9 protein-coding genes are annotated in these 24,041 nt (G+C 45.6%); 3 read left to right on the top strand and 6 right to left on the bottom strand.

The annotated features are described in order from the left end of the window. Positions 1 to 65 precede the first annotated feature (65 nt). Entirely contained in the window at positions 66 to 944 is an 879-nt protein-coding gene (gene pepI / locus GM612_RS08850) for a proline iminopeptidase (protein ID WP_155432019.1), read from the top strand. Positions 945 to 1,799: 855 nt separating this feature from the next. On the opposite strand, the gene GM612_RS08845 is transcribed toward pepI, so the two are convergent. Beyond that, the gene (locus GM612_RS08845; protein ID WP_155432018.1) at positions 1,800 to 3,212 is read right to left on the bottom strand and encodes an o-succinylbenzoate--CoA ligase; all 1,413 of its coding nucleotides are present in this window, start codon (positions 3,210 to 3,212) and stop codon (positions 1,800 to 1,802) included. Between the two features lie 28 nt (positions 3,213 to 3,240). Next, positions 3,241 to 4,062, bottom strand: coding sequence for a 1,4-dihydroxy-2-naphthoyl-CoA synthase (gene menB, locus GM612_RS08840; RefSeq protein WP_155432017.1), 822 nt, complete (start codon positions 4,060 to 4,062; stop codon positions 3,241 to 3,243). Positions 4,063 to 4,094: 32 nt separating this feature from the next. Here menB and GM612_RS08835 point away from each other — a divergent pair, with 32 nt between their 5' ends. Both GM612_RS08835 and GM612_RS08830 read left to right on the top strand, forming a co-directional pair. Continuing rightward, positions 4,095 to 4,463: a PaaI family thioesterase gene (locus tag GM612_RS08835; RefSeq protein ID WP_155432016.1), complete on the top strand. Its 369-nt coding sequence runs from the start codon at positions 4,095 to 4,097 to the stop codon at positions 4,461 to 4,463. Between the two features lie 20 nt (positions 4,464 to 4,483). Continuing rightward, positions 4,484 to 5,905: a DASS family sodium-coupled anion symporter gene (locus GM612_RS08830; RefSeq protein WP_155432015.1), complete on the top strand. Its 1,422-nt coding sequence runs from the start codon at positions 4,484 to 4,486 to the stop codon at positions 5,903 to 5,905. Between the two features lie 75 nt (positions 5,906 to 5,980). Here GM612_RS08830 and GM612_RS08825 read toward each other — a convergent pair whose 3' ends face one another. The 4 genes from GM612_RS08825 to GM612_RS08810 form a co-directional block, all read right to left on the bottom strand. Then, on the bottom strand, positions 5,981 to 7,180 hold the full coding sequence (locus GM612_RS08825; RefSeq protein ID WP_155432014.1) for an aminotransferase-like domain-containing protein: 1,200 nt from the start codon (positions 7,178 to 7,180) through the stop codon (positions 5,981 to 5,983). 292 nt (positions 7,181 to 7,472) lie between these two features. Further along, positions 7,473 to 21,359, bottom strand: coding sequence for an MBG domain-containing protein (locus GM612_RS08820; RefSeq protein WP_155432013.1), 13,887 nt, complete (start codon positions 21,357 to 21,359; stop codon positions 7,473 to 7,475). Positions 21,360 to 21,877: 518 nt separating this feature from the next. After that, positions 21,878 to 22,549, bottom strand: coding sequence for a B3/B4 domain-containing protein (locus tag GM612_RS08815; RefSeq protein WP_155432012.1), 672 nt, complete (start codon positions 22,547 to 22,549; stop codon positions 21,878 to 21,880). Between the two features lie 90 nt (positions 22,550 to 22,639). Beyond that, positions 22,640 to 24,028 carry an amino acid permease gene (locus GM612_RS08810; RefSeq protein WP_155432011.1) on the bottom strand — a complete coding sequence of 463 codons (1,389 nt, stop codon included), beginning with the start codon at positions 24,026 to 24,028 and terminating at the stop codon, positions 22,640 to 22,642. Positions 24,029 to 24,041: the final 13 nt, after the last annotated feature.

Genomic DNA, 24,041 nt, shown 5'->3' with positions numbered 1-24,041 from the left:
GTGACTGGACCTGTCTAGAAGCGGTACAATCGAGTGGTAAACACATTGCTGGAAGGGCTGATCAAATGAAAATCAAAGAAGGTTACATGCCATTTCGCGGGTATAAAACTTACTACCGCATCGTCGGTGAACAAACCCCTGGAAAGGCGCCTTTACTACTGATCCACGGAGGACCTGGCTCCTCACACAACTATTTTGAACTGCTGGACGATTACGCTGAAACTGGCCGCCAGCTGATCATGTACGATCAAGTGGGCTGCGGCAAGTCTTCATTGCCTGAAGATGAGAGCGTGTACGTCAAAGAGACCTGGGCGGAAGAGTTGATTGCGTTACGGAAATACCTGCATCTCGACCAGATACATATGTTAGGTCAATCGTGGGGTGGCATGCTGGAAATGCTGTACCTGACCCAGTATGACCAAACCGGTGTTAAAAGTGTCATGATCGACGGTTCACCCGCCTCCATTAAGCTTTGGACGCAGGAACAGCACCGCCTGATCTCGTACCTCAGCTATGAAGACCGTGAAGCCATTGCTGAAGCCGAACGGACAGGAAATTTTTCCGGACCTAAGTACTTGGCAGCTAACGACCGTTACATGGAACGTTATTGCTGGGATGATCCAGACGAGAATTCACCGGAACCGTTGCGGCGAGAAACCAATGGTAAACGGGCTAGCCTGATTGCTGAAGGGCCAAATGAATTCACCGAAAATGGCACCATCAGTGATTATGACGTGACCGATGATTTAAAGAAGATCCACGTTCCCGTTTTAGTCACCAACGGTACCGATGATCTGTGCACGCCACTGATCGCCAAGTCCGTTTACGACCACATTCCGGGTGCCAAATGGCACCTGTTTGCGAACAGCCGTCATTTAGCTTTACTGGATCAGCACGATGAATTCATTAGCGTACTGGATCACTGGTTAAAAGAAAATGATTGACCAGCAGACTATCTGCTAAGACTCGGTTAAATTCCAGAAGATAGTGACCCACTAAGGAAATTCCTGAACTTGGGGAGTTTCCTTTTTTGCGATACAGCCGGGATCTGATTCTTGACACTCGTTTAATTTAGGGTTAACGCCCAGAAGTGATAAAGACCAGCGCAAGTTTTTCAGTGAAGAGATGAGTGACATTCTTGTCAATAAGGCAGTTTTGCTGCAAGCTCTTTTCGATGACATTCTGGGTAGAAATTTAAAGTAAAGTTTATATATAACAGCAATAAACACTGGATACGTTTTAAAACCTTCCATTCTAAAAGGGCAAAAAGAAAAGCCCTGAACCGGGAATTGTTCAGAGCTTTTGACGCCATAACCAATACTCAAGCTAAATATTCTGACGAACAACTAATAGTGAGTAATACGGGGGAACACATTTAGTTTAAAAAAGTTTCAATAGGGAGAAGTACTTTTGATTCATCAGATTAGCGTACATGAGTAATCTAATTACGGCGCGGTATAAGAACATCATACATCAAAAGTTAAATTTCGTACAATAGGAAACATTGGGTATTTTAAATAATTGCTCTTTGCCGTTATTATACGAAAAAAACTTGTAAAATTGAAGGCTTTAGTGAAAAATGTAATAAAAGATATTAGTGATTGTGACAAAACGCACTAGGAGCATGGCATTTAGCAATATAAAAAGTAGATTCCCCAAAAATGTAAGAATCCACTTTTTATATCGCTATACATCCCCGATCTGAGTTTTTGCATGGCTTTAAACTAGCCAAATGATAAGTCTTTGATTCGATACTTGATTTGAAAATAAAAAGAATTACCCTTTCAAGATTTTTTGACTCATCGTTCAAGCGTATTAATCAACCGATATCGCTGAACCTTACCCCCAGCATTCATTGGTAATTTTGCGATCCGGTAAAAAGCTTTTGGTACCTTGTAATGCGCTAGATGCTTTCGACCGTATGCAACCAGTGCTTGTTCACTCAAGTCTTCTTCCGCCACGTAAAACGCCACTGGAACCTGATCCCACTTTGGGTCGGCTTTCTTAACGACCGCAATCGCCTCTAATCCCGGAAAATCAGCATAGGCATTCTCAATTTCGTTAGGAAAAACATTCTCGCCTCCCGAAATAATCATGTCATCTTTTCGACCGTCGATGAAAAGGAAACCATCAGCGTCCAAATGCCCAATATCCCCAGTTTGGTACCAGCCATTAACTTTTTTATTTGCTAAAGCTTCTGGCCGATTCAAATAACCAGGTGTCAAAGCCGGTGTTTTCAACAACACTTCGCCATCGCTATCTAACTTCAGTTGTGTCAAAAACAAGGGCTTACCAACGGATCCAAGTTCATCAGCCGCATCCGCGTAATTTAACGCAATAATTTGCGAACAGGTTTCCGTCATTCCATAGGATTGAACTACTGATAGATCCAGCCGTTGACAGCGCTCTAAAGCTTGGCGGTCAATTGGTCCGCCCCCTAGCAACATTCCTCGAAAGTTGGCAGTATAAGGTGTCCCGGTATTTTCCTGCTCGGTCAACAAACGTTTTAGCATGTAGGGCACTACTGAAATCATTGAAATCGGCTCCTTGACCAGAATTTGATTGATGGTAGCCGCATCAAAATGGTCGACCAGACGCACCGCCATGCCATAGATCAGGCCACGCATCATAATGGAAAAGCCGCTAATGTGAAAGATTGGTACAGTACATAGCCATTCATCATGAGAGGAAAGGCCTAAATTTAAAGCTGAAGAAACCGCTGACGAAAAATGATTGTTGAAGGTCTGCAAGACCCCTTTTGGTGCGCCCGTAGTGCCAGAAGTATACATAATGCTGGCAACTGCATCGTCGGCGAATTGAGCAATCATTTTGGGCTTTTCAATCGGCAAACTTTGCACCTGACTAAATCGATAGGTCATTACAGAAAACTTAAAGTCAGCCATTTCATCTGCAACCAACAATAAGTCGACTGCCGCATCTGTTAATTGACGTTCAATTTCTTCGGGGGCTAATCGTCGATTTAACCACAGGATAGTCCGGCCACTGGCTAAAACAGCCAACGCCATCAAGTAGCCGTTGAGCGAATTATCAGTTTCAATCGCCACCCGCTGATTATTCGTCAGTGAATCTACCTTGCCCGCCAAATCAGCAACAATGGGTGCCATTTCCGCAAAGGTATAGCGCGTTGTCCCGTCATCAACTGCCAGCCTGTTAGGGTTGATCAACGCCTGTTTTTTTATCCAATTATCCAAAAGTTATCGACTTCCTATACCTGTAATTTTAAGGAAACTTCGGGAACTGATCGAAGTCAGGGTCACGTTTTTCATTAAATGCATCGCGGCCCTCCTTGCCTTCATCCGTCGTGTAGAACAACATCGTGGCATCGCCACCCAACTGCTGCAAGCCAGCCAGACCATCCGTGTCCGCATTCATAGCGGCTTTAATTAAACGCAGCGCAGTTGGCGATTTCTTCAAAATCTCGTTACACCAGTCCAAGGTAGCAGATTCAACCTCAGCCAATGGTACCACCCGGTTGATCCAATTCATGGCCAGTGCCTCTTTGGCTGAATAGAAGTGGTTGAGGAACCAGACTTCCTTAGCCCGCTTATGACCAATCACTCGCGCTAGGTACCCCGAACCATACCCAGCATCGAAACTACCGACTTTCGGACCGGTTTGACCAAATTGCGCGTTGTCAGCGGCGACGGTTAGATCGCAAACCAGTTGCAAAATGTTGCCACCGCCAACCGACCAGCCTTTGACCATCGCAATAACTGGCTTAGGAATGATCCGAATCAGGTGTTGCAGATCCAGCACGTTTAGGCGCGCAATGTGATCGGGACCCACGTAGCCGCCATTGCCACGCACGGTCTGATCACCGCCGGACGAAAACGCTTTGTCGCCGGCACCCGTTAGAATAATCACGCCAATAGTACTGTCATCGCGACAAATGTTAAAGGCGTCGATCATCTCGTGAATCGTTACCGGTGTAAATGCATTTAGCTTCTTCGGTCGGTTCATAGTGATTTTCGCAATTTTATCCGCCCGTTCAAAAATAATTTCACTATAGGTTTTTACCGGTTTCCAAGTTACACTAGTCAATAGTATCAATCCTTTCATAATGGAGGTTAACCATGAATCTTAGCGAACTGCTGCACATCAAGTCTGAACAAATCACTCAGACAAAAATCATTATATCACTTGAGGTGACCGATGCCGTTAAACAGCCATACGGAATCATGCACGGCGGAATAAATGCAGTCTTGGCGGAAACCGCGGCCTCCCTTGGGGCTAACGAAAACTTGCCAGACGACCGCGTGGCTGTCGGCGTCGATATTACGACCCATCACCTTCGACCAGTAAGCCATGGAAAATTGGTCACCACTGCCACTCCTGTCCATATCGGAAACACGCTACAAACATGGTATACTGAAACGGTGCTTGGGCAACAGCTCATTAGCATTAGTACCGTCACCTTGAGCAACGTGCCCAAACCAAAATAAACTTTGGAGGAGTTTAGGTTATGAACATAAAGCGAACCAATCGCATTAACTTAAGCGTTTTTGTGATTGGGCTTTTAGGTCTAGGTTATTTGTGGTTACAGCATGCACCTGCAGGGGTTACCATCAGCGGGTGGCACAGTTTCATTTTGGTTTTGCTATTTATTCTCGGCTGTGTGCTGAACGTTGCGCCCCTTGCGACCCTTTCTCTCGTAATGGTTGCGTTACTGGGTGTCACTGGCGCGATTCCAGCCATGACATTATTTTCGTTTCTGGGTCTTAGCCCCGTTTGGCTGGTTCTGTTTGCTTTCTTCATTGCGATTGGCTTTAAGCGGACACCACTGGGTAAACGACTCGCCTACACGTTAATCAAATGGTTCGGTCGCTCACCGGTGACCTTAGCGTACACGATGAGCATGGTAGATCTGATCTTGGCCCCGATTATTCCAAATACCAACGCCCGGGGCGCCGGCATCCTGTTTCCCATCAACGAATCGATCACTGACGCCTTGGATGAGAAAACAGCGGCACCAAAGCCAACGTTGAGTTCGTACCTCACATTAGTCACTTTCCACCAAAATCTAGTGGTGGGCGGCCTATTCTTAACGGCCATGGCAACTAACCCATTAGCTGTCAGTCTAGCTAACAGTGCCTTTCACATCCATATTTCTTGGATCCAATGGTTCATTTACGCCAGCGTACCCACCCTTGTTGCCTTGATTGGCTTGCCAATTTTGATTTTGAGGCTGCATAAGCCAACCATCAAAAACATGCAGGTCATCCGCGACACCGCTGAAAAAGAGCTCAACGGGCTGGACAAAATGTCGGTTAAAGAATGGTTGATGATCGCCACTTTTATACTGACGATCAGCTTATGGGCGACTTCGGGCATCACTAAACTGGATAATACGCTGATTGCTCTAATTGGCTTAGCCCTACTACTAGTCTTCAACGTCATTTCAGTCGATGATGTGCTGACTGAAAAACAGGGTTGGAATATCCTGCTCTGGTTAGCACCCCTGATTGGGGTCACTGAGTACCTCAATGGCTCCGGTGTCATCAAGTGGATCCAACTGAATCTAACCAATGCCACCAAGGGATTTGGACTATTATTGGCTGGTGCGATTCTTATTTTAGCCTACTATTACATTCATTATTTCTTAACCAGTGTGCTGGTTCATATTCAGGCCTTTTTCATTCCCTTCGCACTTGTGCTGGTAGGTCTGGGTGCCTCACCGTTAGTCACGACCATGCTGTTAGCACTCTTAACTTGTGTGTCGCCTGCTACGACCCATTACGGAACGGGTACGGCCTCAATCTACTTTTCGACCGGGTTTTTGACCCAGCGTGAATGGTGGCGAATCGGTTTTTTAGTATCAGTCTTTGAGATTTTGGTTTACGTGTTCATTGGCCTCGGCTGGTGGAAACTACTTGGTATGTACTGATTTATTGATATTCAAAAAGGACGTCAACCAACAATGGCTAACGTCCTTTTTTTAAATGCATTTTAATTTAACTTGCTACTTCGTTGCGCTAACCGACATGACTTCTTCAATCGCCTCGGCAAGCCGTTTAACACCGTCTTCGATCTTGTCTTCTGGAGTGTTGGAATAGTTCATCCGGAAGGTGCCAGGAATCGTGGCATTACCGAAGAATGGGTCGCCCGGAACGATTGCAACGTTACGTTTCAGGGCTGCGTCGAATAACTTCTGTGAATCTTCGACGCCAGGAACCATGACCCACAAGAACATCCCGCCTTCAGGGTTGCTGTGCTTAACACCCTTTGGGAAATACTTATCGATTGCTTTGACCATTAGCTGTTCACGTTTGTGATACAGTGCAGTGATGGCCTTGATATGGTCGTTGATGTCGTTTTCCTTGAAGTACTCAGCGCAAACGTATTGCGCAAGGCTATCAGTGTGTAAGTCGGCAGACTGCTTCATCATGGTATACTTCTTGATCAGCTTGGGATCAGCTACGACCCAGCCTAACCGTAAGCCTGGTGAGAAGATCTTTGACATCGTGCCCATGTAAATGACGTGGTTGGTAGTATCCATCGACTTCAATGATGGTAAGTTCTCGCCTTCCCAACGAATGGCGCCGTACGGGTTATCTTCCAGCACCATAACATCGTATTTGTCAGCTAATTCAACTAATTTCTTACGACGCTCTAAGGTCATTGTCCGACCAGTTGGGTTCTGGAAGGTCGGTACAGTGTAAATCAATTTCGCATTCGGATTATCCTTTAGAGCCTGTTCCAAGGAATCCATCCGCATCCCGTCTTCATCCATATCAACGCCAACAAACTTGGCCCCGTATGAACGGAACACGTCAATGGCAGTCAGATAAGTTGGATCTTCAACGATGACAGCGTCACCTTCGTCAATAAACATCTTTCCGGTCAAGTCAATCGATTGCTGCGAACCGGTAGCAACCATAATATGATCAGTATCCGTGTGAATTCCTTCAACTTCCAGGCGCTTTAAAATGACGTCACGCAGTTCAGGCACACCTTGAGATGAGCCGTACTGTAACGCAGCCGGGCCCTTTTCATCAAGAACTTTGTCAGCTGCTTGCTTCACTTTAGCCACGGGAAATAACTCCGGTGCCGGTAAACCACCCGCAAATGACATGACTTTCGGGTCGCCAGCAACTTTTAAAATGTCACCAACAGCATCAGTATCACCTTGTGGAACACGCTTTGAAAATTTATAAGTCATTTAAAACACTCCTCTATATGTAATTGGCTATCAGTTACTATGTTTGCCACTGCACATACCATGTAGTTAATAGACATTATATCACATATTATGAGAAATGAATTAAAAAATTAAAATTCAGTTTCATTTCAATTTGTTCAGTCGTTCAACTGCGGCACCATCTCAATGAAACTCAAAAACGGCATGAAACCCTCAATTGGATTCCATACCGTTCTTTGTATTTCTCATGTTCCGTCAGATCACAAATCGTAAATCTGACCGTTAACTTGATTCGGTTTCGTTTGAATAATACTTAGTGCTGACGCTTACGACGAGCTGAGAGACCCAACAAGCCCAAAAGACTCGCCCCAAGAACTGCTAACCATCCCTGTGAAGTTTCACCGGTCTGTGGCAATTCATGAGTGGCCTTATTAGTCTGCCGTTGAGCAAGCGGCTGACTTGTACCCGCAGTCTTCAAATGAGTTGACCTTGCATTCTCAGCTGACTGTTGAGCGTTGGTCTCACTTGACGATCGATGATTCCGTACAGGTATGATGCCCGCCTGTTTTCGCTGGGCTTCCGGCTTTGATGACAGTTGACTTGGTGCCTTTGGCTGTTGCCCGTTACCAGGCTTTTTAGTCGGTTCCGGCATGTTCGGCCCACCAGGATTAACCGTTGTCGTTGGCGTAGTCTGTTGCCCTGATCCGGTTGGTGTCCCTGGCGTCGTAGCCGTCTGACCTGCAGAATTCGAATTATTCGGCGTAACACCTGGTTGACCTGAATCTGCTGGCGCTGGTGTTATGGTGAACTGACCATCAACAACTATGACCAAATAATTCGGATTTGGAGTGACGTTGACCGTAATCAGGCAGGTACCTGGCTCATCTGTGCCAGTGCGAACTAGCTGGTAATCCAACTGATCATTATCAATCAATCCCGTGACGACTGCCGTAAGTTTCGGCTCAGCCTGACCACTGACCTTGCTGACGTTGTTTGCCGAGATCGTTACTGTAGCCGGAGACACGTTGTATTGACCAGTTGCGATACTGTCACCTGTGATCACGTAATTCGGGTTCAGATCTGCAACTGCTTTAATGGCTTTATCATTCAAACCAACTGCATAGGTGCCGACATTGACCGATGGCAGTGCGGTAAAGTCGCTGGCAATAAACGTTGGCAACGTGATTCCAGTTGCCGTTGTCACCGTTGGCAATGCTGTGACCATATTACTGCCATCGTACACTTTGCCGCTATCGCCGACCTTGATCGAACCGGCCGCCAATGTTGCAGGCAGGATCTTATAAGTTGCCGGCGTCACGTTCGCCAAAGTGAGTACGTAATTTGGATTAGCAGCTTGCAGTCTCGCTAAGCCCTGCTGACTCAAGCTAACCGTATATGAGCCCTTATTTGGATCGGTAGTGTTGGTAAAATCACCCATTTGCCAGGTCGGTGACAAAAATTGCTTTGACAGACTGACCTGAACAGCCGTAATCGGTGCACCATCATACGTTTTCGAGCCGGGTTCAATTGCTACGGCTTGACCGGTGACTTTAGCTGGTTCAATCACCAACTGACCGGTCATAAAGTCCGAAGCATCGAACTCATAGTTTGGATTTTGCTGCTGAACCTTAGCTTGCCCGTTCGCGTTGATCGTAACGGCATAAGTCCCCGCATTTTGAGGGACGATACCATCGGTAACCTTGCCCTGCGAATCAGTGAACGTAAAGTCTGAAGCATTTAGTTGCGGATCCACAATACCGTTACCGTAAGTCACGGCTAACGTCGGCGTTTCCCCATAGCTGATCGTCTGGGTAGCTGGCGTGACAGTCGTTGCACTAGCCTTCTTCACGCTTAGGGTCCCGCTTAGGAAGTCACCTGGCTCGAAATCGTAGTTTGGATTAGCTTGCTGAATGGCTTCTTGACCATCCTGATTAAGGGTGATCGTATAGTTTCCTACGGGGAGTGTTTCACCATTGGTACTTGGTTGACCATTGATATCAAAGTCGGCGCTCGACAGTCCATTTAGATTCAAGTCCTGTTTTGAGCTGACCGTAAAGACTGGCAACGTTTCTTGACTACCGTAGTTAATGGTAAAGTTTGATGCCGTCACCTCTGGTGCAGTTGCGGGAACAACTGTCAGCGTCCCATCGCCAAATGAACTGAAACTGTCATGCGGATTGGCACTCTGAACCGCTGCTTTACCAGCCGAATTAAGACGAACCGTATACTCACCAACATCTAGTTGCGAGATTGGCTGCGTCATTTGATTGCCATTTGAGTCGAAAATGGCAAAGTCGTCATTACTCAAACTGGCTGACGTTAAGCCCTGACCGTAACCCGCCTGAAGAACTGTATCCTTCCCATACGTCACTGTCTGGTCAGCAGCTTTAACACCGGAGGCTGGCAGTGGCTGAATGGTGAGTGTGCCGTCTTTAAATACCGTTTGGCTGAAAGCGTCATTTGCATCACGAGCAGCAAGTTTAGCCTTACCTTTTGCATTCAAGCTGACGGTATAATTTTCATTTTCTGGATGATCATTGTCAGTAAATGGGGTCAGGGTAACGTCTTCAGGATCCAGTGCCACTTCCTGGACACCGCCACCAACCTGGTCGTAATCAACCATGTAGGTCGGCGTGGTACCAAAGATGATCTGCTGCGAGGCTACAGTAACGGTTGGTACTTCAAACGGTGTGAGGGTGAAGGTCCCATCGCTAAGTGCTTGGGCTGTGAACTGGTAGTTCGGGTTGGCCTGAGCTAACTGCTGCCAGCCAGCTGCATTTAACGTGATGGTGTATGAACCCGCGTTGGTTGGAATCCCGGTCAGCGCCTGATGCTGATTATCTTCAAATTCAAAATCACTGTTGGTTAAACCACTCAGATCCAAATCGGAATCGTTTTGAGCGGTAAAGTTTGGCGTCTGATCACCATATACGATTTGCGCATTATTCAGCTTTACGCTTGGTGCTGCGGCTTGAGTAATCGTAAATGCACTGGTAGTAAAGGCATCCGTACCCGTTAAATTATAATTTGGATTATCATTTTTCAGCTGCTGTTGACCAGCTTCATTCAGTTCAACTTTGTACTGACCAACATTTACTGGCACAGTGGTTAAGACGTTGCCGGCTTGATCGGTAATACTAAAGTCCGCCTGAGTGAGCTTAGAGGTATCTAACTTATTACCCTGGTTAGTAACCGTAAATTTTGGTGTTGCTTGACCGTAAGTGATGGCGACTTTATCAGGTGCAACTGGTTCTAGAGTAGCTTGGTTAATCGTATACGTACCAGTATTGAATGACAGCGTATAGTTCGGGTTATCATTCTTCAACTGTTTCTGACCAGCCGCTGTCAACTCAACCGTGTATGTTCCGGCATTTGTTGGCAGTGAGGTCAAAACCGTTTTGCTTTGATCCACATTATTAATGAAATTAAAGTCTGCGTTGCTCAAATTAGCAACATTCAACTGACCAGACGAATTTTCAACCGTAAACGTTGGTACTTTTCCGTCACCATAAGTGCTAGTGGCTGGATTCAGTTGAACGGTTAAATCGGCTGGCTGAATCGTGAAGGTGGTCGTATTGAATTTCAGTTTATAGTTAGGCTCATCGTTATTCAGAGCTTTTTGACTCTCATCACTTAATGCCACTGTATAGGTGCCAGCATTCGTCGGCATATCCGTGAACGTCTGCTGAGTGGCAGTGTTGGTGTAGATAAAGCTGCTGTTTGCTAAATCAGTTTGATTTAACTGTCCTGCCTCATCGGTTGCAGTTGCCTGAATCGTTGGTGCTTGATCACCAAATGTGATTTGGGAACTGCTGAGAACTGGAGCAATCATCGCCGTAGCTGATGCGACTGTAAAGGCACCCGTGCCGAACTTAATAGCGTAGTTAGGGTTCTGCGAAGTGATGGCATCCTGAACTGACGGTTTCAAATTGAATGTATAATCTCCTACGTCAAGTAACTTACCATCGCTGACGTTATCTAACTGACCATTTTGATAAATATCAAAATCGCTTTGGTCAATGGTTGCGGCGCTCACGAGATTTGCACCTAAATTAGCAGTAAAGGTTGGCGTCGATCCGTATACCACGGGTTTCGTGGCACTCAATGAAACGGTGTTAATCGCTTTATCGATGACTAACTTTGTAGTGCCAAATGCTAGTTTGTAGTTAGTGTTATCAGCTGTCAGTTTAGCTTGACTATCTGCACTTAAAGCCACAGTGTAAGTCCCAGCATTCGTCGGCATTTCTGTAGAAGTATTTCCGTTCGCATCCGTATATGAAAATTCACTGTCGGCCAAATCAGTCGACTTATCAGAACTTGCTTTAACTGTTGGTGCTTGAGCACCATAAGTAATCTGTGATTCGCTTAGAGTTGGTGTGACTTTTGCATCAGCTGGGTTAATCGTCAAGGTAGCAGTGCCAAATATCAGTGTGTAATTGGGATTATCCGCTATCAATTTAGCTTGACTATCAGCACTCAAATCAACTGTGTAAGTTCCAGCATTCGTTGGCACTTCTGTAGATGTATTTCCGTTCGCATCCGTATATGAAAATTCACTGTCGGTCAAATCAGTCGACTTATCAGAAATCGCTTTGACTGTTGGTGCTTGATCATCAAAAGTAATCTGTGACTCGCTTAGAGTTGGTGTAATGGTTGCTACAGCCTGATTGATTGTAAAATCACCACTTGTAAATGCATCTGCTGCAGTTAAATCATAATTAGGATTAGCATCTCGAAGTTGCTTTTGACCAGCTACATTCAACATAACCTTGTACTGACCTGCATTTGTTGGTACATCAACTAATGACTGACCATTTAAATCACTAAAACTAAAATCAGCCTGAGTCAGATTAGAAATATTCAATTGATTATTTTGGGTATCAACAGTGAATGTTGGTGTCGCTTGACCGAAAGTGATGGTTGCTTCGTTCGGGGCGATTGACTTTAGAGTAGCTTGATTGATCAGATACGACCCTGTAGAGGATAAATTGTAATTAGGATTCTGCTGAGCAATTGTCTTCAAAGCAGCCGCCGTCAAGCCAATCTCGTACTTACCAACATTGGCAGAAGTAAGAGCTGTAAAGTCGCTAGCTGTCAGCGTAGGCAACGTAACCCCTGCAGGTTCTGTCACTGTTGGCAACGTCGTCAAATCAGTCGTGCCATCATACGTCTTACTACCGGTGATTGTAAGTGATACTTTCGCTTGAGCAATCGTAAACGTGCCGACCTTAGTGTTATCAAGACTAACCGAATAGTTCGACCCTAATTGGCTCTTAACATCCGCTTCTCCAGCGTCAGTCAAAGTAACATCATACGTCCCAACATTGGTCACTCCAGCAGTCGGAATAATTTGAATATCCTGACTTGTTAATGCCTGCAAACTGCCGTCAGGAAGACTTACCGTATATTGGTCTGGATCAGGCAAATGTGTTTGGCCATCATAAGTCACACTAGATGCTCCAGAAAGGCTGACCAACACTGGTTTTGCCGTGATAGTGTACTGTTCATTACCATTCGTAATGTTGTAATTAGGATTTTGGTCGGCAATGTTCTTCAAAGCAGCCGCCGTTAATCCAATCTCGTACTTGCCAACATTGGCAGAAGAAAGAGCTGTAAAGTCGCTAGCTGTCAGCGAAGACAACGTAACCCCTGCAGGTGCTGTCACTGTTGGTAACGTCGTCAAATCAGGCGTGCCATCATAAATCTTACTACCGGTGATTGTAAGTGATGCATCAGCTTTGTTAATTGTGAAATCACTGCTAGTAAAAGCATCTGCTCCAGTCAAATTGTAATTAGGATTGTCATTTTGCAGTTGCTTTTGACCCGCTGCATTCAGCATAACCTGGTACTGGCCTGCATTTGTTGGTACAGCAGATAATACCGTGCCATTTGCATCACTAAAACTAAAATCAGCCTGCGTGAGATTAGCTATGTTTAATTGATTACTTTGAGTATCAACGGTAAATGTTGGTGCTGCTTGTTCATAAGTGATCGTTGCTTCACTTGGTGCGATTGGTTTTAAAGTAGCCTGATTAATGGTATAAGTGCCATTACTGAACGACAGCGCATAGTTCGGATTATCATTTTGCAACTGTTTTTGACCAGCCGCCGTCAGCTCAACCGTATACGTCCCAGCATTGGTTGGTAATGAGGTCAGGACTGTATTGCTTTGATCCGCATTATTAATGAAACTAAAGTCCGCGTTGCTTAAATTAGCAATATTCAACTGATCAGACGGATCATCCACAGTAAACGTTGGTACTTTTCCGTCACCATAAGTGCTAGTAACTGCTTTCAGTTGAACGGCTAAATTAGCTGGTTGAATCGTGAAGGTGGTTGTACCAAAGCTCAATGTGTAATTAAGATCGTCATTCCTTAAAGTATCCTGACTATCGCTACTTAACGCCACTGTATAGGTTCCAACATCAGTCGGCCTTTTAGTGGATATCTGATGAGTAGCATTGTTGGTGTAAGTAAAGCTGCTGTTTGCTAAATCAGTTTGATTTAACCGCCCCACCTCATCGGTTGCATTTGCCTGGACCGTCGGCGCTAGATTGCCGAATGTGATTTGGGAACTGCTAAGAGTCGGCGTAATGGTCGCCGTAGCTGATGTCACGGTAAATGCACCGGTGCCAAACTTAACAGCATAGTTAGGGTTCTGTGAAGTGATGGAATCCTGAACTGACTGCTTCAAACTGAACGTATAGTCTCCCACACTGAGTAACTTACCAGCACCCATGTTAACTAATTGACCATCTTGATAAATATCATAATCACTTTGGTCAATCGTTGCCGAGTTCACGAGTTTCACCCCTAAATTAGCAGTGAATACTGGGGTCGATCCGTAGACAATTGGCGTCGTGGCGCTCAATGAAACCGTGTTGGTAGCTTTATTGATGAATAACTTTGTGGTGTCAAATGTCAGTTTGTAATTTGCATTGTCGACCGCCAATTTAGCTTGACTATCAGCGCTCAAAGCCACGGTGTAAGTCCCGGCTTCAGTTGGGATGCTGGTAGAAGTATTCCCATTCGCATCTGTATATGAAAATTCACTGTCGGCCAAATCAGTCGTCTTATCAGAAATCGCTTTGACTGTCGGCACTTGATCTCCGTAAGTAATTGACGATGCGCTGAGAGTTGGTGTAACGGTTGCTACAGCCTGATTAATCGTAAAATCACCGCTAGTAAATGCATCTGCTGCAGTTAAATCGTAATTAGGATTGTCATCTTGAAGTTGCTTTTGACCTGCTGCATTCAACATAACCTGGTACTGACCAGCATTTGTTGGTACAGCAGCTAATGCTGTGCCATCTGAATCGCTAAAACTAAAATCAGCCTGAGTCAGATTAGCAGTGTTTAATTGATTATTCTGAGTATCAACCGCAAACGTCGGTGTTGCTTGGCTGTAAGTGATAGTTATTTCGTTCGGTGCGATTGGCTTTAAGGTAGCTTGCTTGATCGTATACGATCCTGTAGAGGATAGATTGTAATTAGGATTTTGCGCAGCAATGTTCTTCAAAGCTGACGCGGTCAAGCCAATCTCGTAACTGCCGACATTGGCAGAAGTAAGAGCTGTAAAATCACTAGCTGTCAGCGTAGGCAACGTAACCCCTGCAGGTGCTTTCACTGTTGGTACCGTCGTCAAATCAGGCGTGCTATCATAAATCTTACTACCGGTGATTGAAAGCGATACTTTCGCTTGATCAATCGTAAACGTGCCGACCTTCGTGTTATCAAAACTAACCGAATAGTTCGACCCTAATTGACTCTTAACATCCGCTTCTCCGGCGTCAGTCAAAGTGACATTATACGTTCCAACATCGGTCGCTCCCGCAGTCGGAGTGATTTGAATATCCTGACCTGTTAATGTCAGTGAACTGCCATCAGGAAGACTTACCGTATATTGATCTGGATCAGGCAAATGTGATTGCCCATCATAAGTGACACTGGATGTCCCAGAAAGGCTGATAGAAACTGGCTTTGCCGTGATAGTGTACTGTTTATTGCCAATTGTAATGTTGTAATTAGGGTTTTGATCGACAATGTTCTTCAAAGCAGCCGCCGTCAAACCAATCTCGTAACTGCCGACATTGGCAGAAGAAAGAGCCGTAAAATCACTAGCGGTCAGCGTAGGTACCGTGACACCTGTAGGGGCATTCACTGTTGGTAACGTCGTCAAATCAGTCGTACCATCATAAATCTTACTACCGGTGATTGTAAGTGCTGCTGCCGCTTGATCAATCGTAAACGTGCCGACCTTATTGTCGAAGCTAACTGCATAGTTCGACCCTAATTGACTCTTAACATCCGCTTCTCCGGCATCAGTCAAAGTAACATCATACGTTCCAACATCGGTCGCTCCCGCAGTCGGAGTGATTTGAATATCCTGACCTGTTAATGTCAGTGAACTGCCATCAGGAAGACTTACCGTATATTGATCTGGATCAGGCAAATGTGATTGCCCATCATAAGTGACACTGGATGTCCCAGAAAGGCTGATAGAAACTGGCTTTGCCGTGATAGTGTACTGTTTTTTACCAATTGTAATGTTGTAATTAGGATTTTGGTCGGCAATGTCCTTCAAAGCAGCCGCCGTCAAGTCAATCTCGTAGTTGCCGACATTGGCAGAAGAAAGAGCTGTAAAGTCGCTAGCGGTCAGCGTAGGTACCGTGACACCTGTAGGGGCATTCACTGTTGGTAACGTCGTCAAATCAGTCGTACCATCATAAATCTTATTACCGGTAATTGTAAGTGATGCTGCCGCTTGATCAATGGTAAAGGTGCCAACTTTATTGTCGAAGCTAACTGCATAGTTCGACCCTAATTGACTCTTAACATCCGCTTCCCCAGCGTCAGTCAAAGTGACATCATACGTCCCAACATTGGTCGCTCCGGCAGTCGGCGTGATTTGAATATCCTGACTTGTTAATGCCATTGAACTGCCATCAGGAAGGCTTACCGTGTATTGGTCTGGATCAGGCAAATGCGTCTGACCATCATAGGCAACACTAGATGCCCCAGAAAGGCTGATAGAAACTGGTTTTGCCGTGATAGTGTACTGTTTATTGCCAACTGAAATGTTGTAATTAGGATTTTGGTCGGCAATGTCCTTCAAAGCAGCCGCCGTCAAGTCAATCTCGTAACTGCCGACATTGGCAGAAGTAAGAGCTGTAAAATCACTAGCTGTCAGCGTAGGTACCGTGACACCTGTAGGGGCATTCACTGTTGGTAACGTCGTCAAATCAGTCGTACCATCATACGTTTTACCACCGGTGATTGTAAGTGATGCTGCCGCTTGATCAATGGTAAAATCACCGCTAGTAAATGCATCTGTTCCAGTCAAATTGTAATTTGGATTATCATCTTGAAGTTGCTTTTGACCAGCTGCATTCAACACAACCTGGTACTGACCTGCATTTGTTGGAACATCAGCTAATGACTTACCGACTGAATCAACAAAGCTAAAGTCAGCCTGCGTGAGATTAGCTGCGTTTAATTGATTATTTTGAGTATCAACAGTAAATGTTGGCGTTGTTTGTCCATAAGTGATAGTTGCTTCGTTTGGTGCGATCGGCTTTAGAGTAGCTTGATTAATGGTATACGTACCAGTCGTAAATGAGAGCGTATAGTTCGGGTTATCATTCTTCAACTGTTGCTGTCCATCTGCTGTTAACTCAACCGTATACGTTCCAGCATCGATTGGTAATGAGGTCAAAACCGTCTTGCTTTGATCCGCATTATTAATGAAACTGAAGTCTGCGTTGCTTAGATCAGCAACATTCAACTCGCCAGACGGATCATCAACCGTAAACGTTGGCACGTTTTCGTCACCATAAGTGCTAGTAACTTGTTTCAATTGAACGGCTAACTCGGCTGGTTGAATCTTGAAAGTGGTCGTATTGAATTTCAATTTATAGTTAGGATCATCGTTATTCAGAGCTTTTTGACTCTCATCACTTAACGCCACTGTATAGGTGCCAGCATTCGTCGGCATATCCGTCAACGTCTGCTGAGTGGCAGTGTTGGTGTAGGTAAAGCTGCTGTTTGCTAAATCAGTTTGATTTAACTGTCCTGCCTCATCGGTTGCAATTGCTTGAACTGTCGGTGCTTGATCACCATAGGTAATCTGTGACGCACTTAGAGTCGGTGTAACGGTTGCTGCAGCTGGGTTGATTGTAAAATCACTGCTATTAAATGCATCTGCTGCAGTCAAATTGTAATTTGGATTATCATCTTGCAGCTGCTTTTGACCAGCTGCATTCACCATAACCCGGTACTGGCCTGCATTTGTTGGTACATCAGCCAATGACTTACCGTCTGAATCACTAAAACTAAAATCAGCCTGCGTGAGATTAGCAGTGTTTAATTGGTTATTTTGAGTATCAACAGTAAATGTTGGCGTTGTTTGTCCATAAGTAATAGTTGCTTCGTTTGGTGCGATTGGCTTTAGAGTAGCTTGATCAATTGTAAACGTGCCGACCTTCGTGTTATCAAAACTAACCGAATAGTTCGACCCTAATTGGCTCTTAACATCCGCTTCCCCAGCATCAGTCAAAGTAACATCATACGTTCCAACATTGGTCGCTCCGGCAGTCGACGTGATTTGAATATCCTGACTTGTTAATGCCAGCGAACTGCCATCAGGAAGACTTACCGTATACTGGTCTGGATCAGGCGAATGTGATTGTCCATCATAGGTCACACTGTCTTCACCAGAAAGGCTTAGAACAGCAGTTTTCAAATACACGACCTGAGCCGTGTACGACGTTTCATCACTCAACGGAATGGCAATTGGTGAATCATCCGCAAGTACATATCCAGAAAACGTTGGAAAATCAGAAAAGGTGCTATCTCCTTGAACATTCCCCACATCAACTGACTGTAATCCGGAAATCGGTTGCTGATTCACATTAACTGGCTGAATCTTTAGATCAAATGACTTTGGCTCATATTCGACCTGTAAATCCCCGTCAGCATCTGGAACAACATACGTGCCGACACTTTGATAGCCATCATGTGTGCCTGGCGTTACGGCTTCACCCGCAATTCCCTGCAACGTTTCGGTAGTTGGAATTGAGGTGATTGGCTTCTTATTTTCATCGACTGCCACGATTCGATAGTTGACTTGTTTACCATACTCAACGTTAACCGTTTGATTGCTGGTAGTTGGCACCTGAAGCTTCTGTCCTGGCAGAACCACATAACTCTGTTGTGAATAGTCAGGAGTTGTGATTGCAGCCCCCGGCAACCCCAGTTCATTTGTGGTCGTGAGGCCTTGAATCGAATTACCATTCTTATCAACTGGCTGCACAGTGTAGGAGATCATGCCGTCATTTCGATCGTATTTGACCGTCACCGTCTTGTTATCAGTGTCCAAATAGTCCGCTGTGAAGGTTCCCGTGACCGTCGCCGTTTCAGGAGTATAGTTATCGACCGTTGGTGACGTGATCGAGTAAGAACCGCCAACTTTACCGGACTGAGAAACCGCGGTGCTGAGTGTTTTACCATCCGCATCGACATAGTTAACAGTCACCTTGGCGTCTTGCCCAGTATAATTAATGACCTGAATGTTATCAGCGTCATCAGCTCCATACGTCCCCGTTACTGAGGTTTTGTCAGCCGTGTAGCCGGTGACAGTTGGTGCGTTCATCGTGTAGGAGTCACCCACCTTGCCAGTAACCGTCACCGTTGGCATCTTGGCTGCAGTCGCATCATCCAGCCCAGAATAAACCAACTTAGCTTGGGCAGCATTCGGCGTGTACGTAACTGTGAAAGTCCGGTTCGCAGCAGTATCTTTTTGATAAAGACCCGAAATGACTGCCTGGTCAGGTGTGTAGCCGGCAATGGTCGGCGACACAATGTTGTATTGGTCACCGACTTCAATCTGTTCAGTCCCGTCTGCCGGTTGGATTGAAGCGGGTAAACCGGCATAGTGAACGGTTAATGTAATGGCAGCACCCTTGTACTGAACGTTATAGTTCGTCTGATCAGGTGCACTTATGATTTGCTGGCCAGCAACCGCCTCATAGCCATCAGCACTGTAATCCGGCAGTGTAATTTGAGTGCCGGTTGCGGCTGTCCCACTACTTGTACGAAGCCCCGCAATTGGCTGGTTATTTTCATCCACCGGAGTGATCGTATACGGATTATTGGTTGGCGTATAAGTGACGGTGTAGTTTTGATCATCAGCACTATACGTCGCACTTACAGCGGCTTGGTCTGGAACATAACCCTTAATAAGGGGTGTGGGAACGTTAAATACATCGCCGACTTTACCGTCAGTTAACACGACTGCTTGCGGTTGAACTGCCGTTGGTAATGCAATCCCATCAGCCCCGACATAGTTGACCGTCACCTTTCCCGCAGTCTGAGCTGTATAAGTAATTGGCACAACCGCACCGTTATCTGCAGGCACGGTCACCGTTGGGTCAGAAGTATAGCCGGCATGAGTTGGTGCTGAAACGGTCTTTCCAATGACACCGGTCATCGTAGTTGGCGCAAGGCCAGCGATCGCATTACCCTGCACATCAACTGGTTGCACAGAAAAGGTGTTTTGCTCAGTATAGTAAACGGTAATATCGTTGACGTTAGTGCCTTGAGTCGAGGCATTTAAAATGTTATTGGTAATTGAAATCGTATTGGTTCCGCTTTGCTGCGAAACGGCTTTTACGAACCGGTAGCCGTTGATCACACGGGGTGCAAAAGTGCTGGTAGACAAATCGGTAGTGTCAGCTACCGTCAAGGAATCACCAACGTTAATGTTCGTCGTATCCGGGTCATGCAAAACGACATTGGTATCCACATCCACATAGTTGATTTGAACCGGAACAGATGTGATCGTCGCTTGAAATTCATTGGCGGTCACCGTTCTTAAACTGGTATTCCCACCAGTCGCACCGAAAGCAGCAATCGAAACGGATCGATTCAAAATAACACCATTGCCATCAACGCTTTGAACCTTTTGGGTTCGGGCAGCGTCGGAATAGGTGGTGTAGACCAGGTCACCAGTAACCGTATTGTCACTATTGACTGTCTGTGGGGTCCAAACTAAAGTAACATACTCCGTCAAGAGGTTTGCGACCGCTGCAGTGTTCGTGGTGTCCTTCCATGTATTTGCCGATGTCAGAACACCCTGTGCATCCGTTTGCCGAATGCTTAAATTATTCCAAGGCAAGTCAGCACGATCAGGATGCGAAGTATCAACGTAACCATCACGACCGGCAAAAGTCGTATTCGGCTGACCATAAATCCCAATGTCGTCTCCAGGGTTACTATCTGCACCAACCCCAGCATCTTGCGGATCCACAGGCTGTAAAATAATCCCGAGACCGCCACCGCTGTTAGTACCAGAAGCCGCCGTTGTTAATTCCGCTTCAAACTGGAAATCTTTCGTGGTGTCAATTTGATTCTTAAAAACCAGCGTTCCAGCTGCATTCTTCGTCGTTGCTGGAACCAGTGTCAGGGTGCCATCTTTAATGTTGCTGGTAATATTGGTAGTCGTAATTTTACCGTCGTCGCCCTTAGTAACCTGCATACCTTTAAAATTGGCCGTAATCGCACTGCTGTCCTTGAGGTCAACACTGTTGGCATCATTGCCAGAATAGCTACCGTCTGCCGTGACATTATCAGGATTAGCGCCATTCAAATTAGCCGTTGTAATTGAACTGGCACTTGTCACTGCTGAATCAGTGCTGTTGTTTGTGGTGTCATCAGCACCCTGAACAGCAGTCGTTGCCGGACTAGCCGTCACTGGACTGGCAGCCTTCTGAGTCGCTGTATCAGTCACATTGTTTTGCTGGTTGGCAGCTGAATACGTCGTTGGCTTTGCCGCATCTGTACTCTTATTATCGGTATTGCTAGTCGTATTATTGGTTGTAGCGTCCGAATCACCAGTTTCTGCAACTTTCGTGTTACCTGCGGAATCATCAGCTTGAGTCGTGTTCGAACTATCAAGATCCCCCGTTGCGGTGCTGGATCCAGCAGAGCCACTCGTTGAATCGCTACTGGTCTGCGAAGCCGTCTGTACAACGGCAGTATCAGCTGCTTTAGCACGCGTTCCAGTTCCAAACAATGACATCGACGCAAAAGCAATGATCGACAGGCTTGAAAATACAAGAAATTTCCCCGCTTTATACATTTTATAGCGTCGGGTCGTCGTTGCTGTTGCCTGACGAAACTGGCGTTGTTTAAATTTTGACATCACAGAATCTCCCCTCAGTATCCACTAACCAAATGGCTAGCACATTCATCCCTTAAAAGCGCAAAAAAAGGAACGAAACTTCAACCAAGTTAGTAATCACCATTTGCTAACCGGGTCAAAAACGTTCCCCCGTATTTATCATTTTTATTAATGCTGTTAACTATTTCCAATAGCTAACCCTTAATCTTTAATAAAAGAATATATAAGGTTAAGCTACCACATAACCATATCAAAGTCGATATCAAATTGAGAAATCGCTTACCTAAATGGGGTAATTATGGGATAAATATTTTCAACTTGTTTCAGAATAATAAAAGTGTCCGATAAAATACGATTGATAAAAATATGGCGTCCTTAATTGTTCAGCACAAATGATTGCTGTTCGATCGTTTCAGGACTGCTAACTAGCCATTAAAAAGGAGATTTCCCAAATACAGGAAGTCTCCTTATTTTGAATCTACAGATTAGAATTCACGGAAGTTGATTTGCTGGCTGCTTGGACTTTAAAGTAGCAAGCACTATTCAACCTTGGCGCCAAGTTCACCAACGATGCTGTCAGACATTACTTTGACCGCTTCAGCAGCACGCTTCCCCTGCTCTTCATTAATTGCTTCAATGACTAAAATTGCGTCGGTGGTCTGCTCAGTCAATTCCGTTCGGGCACCATCGCGCCAGTTAAAGCAACGGCAGACCGCACCGATATCATCGTAATAAATCACTTCGCCTGGTAATGCGGGATCGTCTTCATCTTCACCTAAAGGATGAAACGCCTCTCCGCCCTTAGCCACGCCAAGGTGCATCGTACCAGCAATCTTGGATAGATCTTCGCCACCGCAAGGAACGCCGTACGCCAACGAAACACTGTTATAAATATCGACTAGCGGGTTGATTGGATGTAACTGCTTTCCCTGACTGACCCGCTTCAGTAGCGCCTCGATGGATGAGCGAGCGCCACGTTTCTTTTTAAACTTGGTAAAGGCTTCCCGCCATTGAGCCACGACCGGATTAAACCGGAACGTGTCTTCCGTCAAATACTGTTGGGCCTCATCCATGGCATCATCCAACAGTGCTTGATAATGTGCGGTCTTAGAGTCATCAACTTGATTATTCAATCCGTGAACGGTCAACGTCCGAATCTGGGCGTCTGGAAATAGCTGTCGAAACTCTGGGTCAATTGTGATTTCTGCCAATTTATGCACGTCCTTTGTCTTTGATTTCTTCTTTTAAATGAACTCTTCGTCAACATCATAAATCATCTGCATTTAAAATTTGCCAGTTCTTTAATCCAGGCGACCGTGACGGTGACGCACCACGTAGAACACGGTGGCTAGAATCATCACCCCAGCACCGACGATCACCGAGATTCGAGTATCCGGATTAACAAACATGAAGCCAACGATGACCACCAATACAATCATCGCAAAGTAATTTGAAAATGGGTAGAGTGGCAACTTAAAGGGATGGTCCTTCATCACGATAGCGTTATTTTTGCGAAAACGCAGTTCAGCTAATAGGATTACGAACCAGGGAATCATACCGGGCAAAACAGATGAACTAAAGACCACCACAAAAAGGTTGGAAGCCGACTTGTTCTGCGCGGAAAAAACGATATCCAACAAAAAGCCAATTAAAATTCCGCCTGAGATGCCCAAAATGGCAGCATCGGGAACGACCCGTTTGGATAATCGCCCAAAAACTTTTGGTGCATCCTTTTCGTGAGCCAGCTTAAACAGCATTCGACTCGACGAATAGATTCCTGAATTGGCACTGGATAGCGCAGCGGTTAGGACGACGAAGTTGATCACCGAGGCAGCCGATGTAATGCCGACTTTGGCAAAGGTCGAGACAAATGGTGACCCAATTGAACTCAACTTATTCCACGGATAAATGGTGACGATCACAAAAATCGCTCCTACGTAGAAAATCAGAATTCGCAAAAGAACGGATTTCACCGATTTAACGATCGCCTTTTGCGGGTTAGCCACTTCGCCGGCCGTGATACCCAACAGTTCGATACCTTCATACGAGCCAACAATAATTGACATAGAAAAGAAGAAGCCCTTAAAACCGCCGGTAAAGAAGCCACCATGAGCCCACAGATTACTAAAGCCAGTGGGATGCCCACCGTTGCCGAAGCCAAAGAAGATCACTAACAAGCCTAAAATAATCATCATGATAATGGTAATGATCTTGATCATGGCAAACCAGAATTCCAGTGAGCCATACGCCTTAGCACTGGCGAGATTAGCCGCCAGCAGAAAAACGATGATAATGACACCAACGGTAAAGGTATTAATATGTGGCCACCAATACTCCAGATACTGGGTGGCAGCCACCACTTCCGACATACCCACAACGATATACTCGAACACGTTTGCCCACTTTGCCAGATAGCCAGCTAAGGGATGGACGTACTCCGTTGCGTAGTCCGCAAAAGAACCCGTCCCCGGATTAATATAGATCATTTCCCCCAAAGCGCGCATGACAATGTAGAGGATCAGCCCCACAAACATGTACGCCAGTAACACTGAGGGCCCCGTCCACTTGATCGTAGACGTTGACCCCATGAACAGCCCAACACCGATTGCGCCCCCAAGCGAAATCATTTCCATTTGCCCAGCGGTCATGGATCGCCGCAACGCCGGTGACGCTTTAACTTTTCGTTTCATTAGAATGAATGCC

Origin of the sequence: Secundilactobacillus folii, from assembly GCF_009720675.1 — a bacterium.
Taxonomy (GTDB): domain Bacteria; phylum Bacillota; class Bacilli; order Lactobacillales; family Lactobacillaceae; genus Secundilactobacillus; species Secundilactobacillus folii.
This window is presented reverse-complemented; position numbering and strand designations above follow the sequence as displayed.